The 1,476-nt window shown below is 64.4% G+C and carries 1 protein-coding gene; it reads left to right on the top strand.

The features are described 5' to 3' along the window. The first annotated feature begins 151 nt into the window (after positions 1 to 151). Positions 152 to 1,462 carry an ISL3 family transposase gene (locus GOALK_RS09620; protein ID WP_006358616.1) on the top strand — a complete coding sequence of 437 codons (1,311 nt, stop codon included), beginning with the start codon at positions 152 to 154 and terminating at the stop codon, positions 1,460 to 1,462. Positions 1,463 to 1,476 lie beyond the last annotated feature (14 nt).

Raw genomic sequence — 1,476 nt, 5'->3', positions numbered from 1 at the left:
GGCTCTTCCGGATTGACGGTGCGTGAAACAGGTTCTACTGGCCACAAGATGTAGGTCGGATTTGCGGGTGTGAGCCTCTGCGTGATGTGGGCGGGTCCTGTGGTGTGAGGATGAAAGCTCCTACACACTCATCCGAACACTCACAGGACCCATGACGCAGCGTAGCGCTATTGCCGACACGATTTGCCGCACCATCGAACTCGGCGTCACGATCACCGATGCCGCCGTCGACGGCGAGGACCGCACCCACCTGTTCTGCCAGCTCCTGGACCCAAAGAACACGTGCCCGACCTGCGGGCGAGTGGGTCGGCTGCGTGATCACGTCGACCGGGAGGTCGCCGATCTGCCGATCGTGGGGCATCCGACCCGGCTGCATCTGACGGTACCGCGCTACACATGCGCCACCAGCGACTGCGCGACGTCGATCTTCCGGGCCGACCTCAGTGCGATCGTGGCCTCGCGTGCGCAGGTCACCCGCCGCACCACCACCTGGATCATGCGGGCGATGATCTGCGACAAAATGTCGGTCTCGGCCGCGGCCGCGGCGGTGGGGTTGAGCTGGAACACCGTCAACACCCTGGCCTGCGAAGCGGCCCGGACCCTGGCTACTGCACCCGTCCGGCTGTCCGGTGTGCGGGTCTTAGGGGTTGATGAGCACAAGTGGAAACATGTTCGTGGCCAGGGTGATTCAAGTTTCGTGACCGTCCTCGTCGACCTCACCCCGATCGTCGACGGGACCGGTCCGGCCCGCTTGTTGGACATGGTCGCCGGCCGGTCGAAAGCCGCGTTGAAGGACTGGCTCGACGCTCGCGATCAGGCGTTCCGCGATCGAATCCGAGTGGTCACCATGGACGGGTTCAGCGGCTACCGCACCGCCACCGCAGAGTCCCTCGACAAGGCGCGGGCCGTGATGGACCCATTCCACGTGGTGCACCTGGCCGCGGAGAAACTCACCCTGTGTCGCCAACGGGTGCAACAGGATACGTGTGGACATCGGGGTCGCAGTGGAGATCCCCTCTACGGTATCCGTCGGACCCTGCTGACCCGGATCGGGTTGCTCACCGACAAACAGAAGACCCGCCTGCGCACCGGCCTCGACGCCCATGACGAGCATGTGGCCGTTGCGGTCACCTACGCGATCTACCAAGACCTCATCGACGCCTACGACCAACCGAACAAGCGGGACGGGAAGATCGCGATGTACAAGCTGCTCAAACGCATCCACACCGGTCTGCCGACCGGGCTGGCTGAAATGGCGCAGCTGGGCCGATCCCTGTGGGCCCGGCGAGCCGAGATCCTCGCCTACTTCGACACCGGTGCCTCCAACGGGCCGGTCGAAGCCATCAACGGGCGCCTCGAGCATCTGCGCGGGATCGCGCTCGGGTTCCGTAACCTCACCCACTACATCTTGCGGTCACTCATCCACTCCGGCCAACTCGCAGAACACCTGCATGCACTCTGAATCCGGAAGAGCCC

The sequence above is a fragment of the Gordonia alkanivorans NBRC 16433 genome (assembly GCF_000225505.1).
Taxonomy (GTDB): Bacteria; Actinomycetota; Actinomycetes; order Mycobacteriales; family Mycobacteriaceae; genus Gordonia; species Gordonia alkanivorans.
Note: the sequence above shows the minus strand (reverse complement) of the source record. Positions and strands in the feature narration are given on the sequence as shown.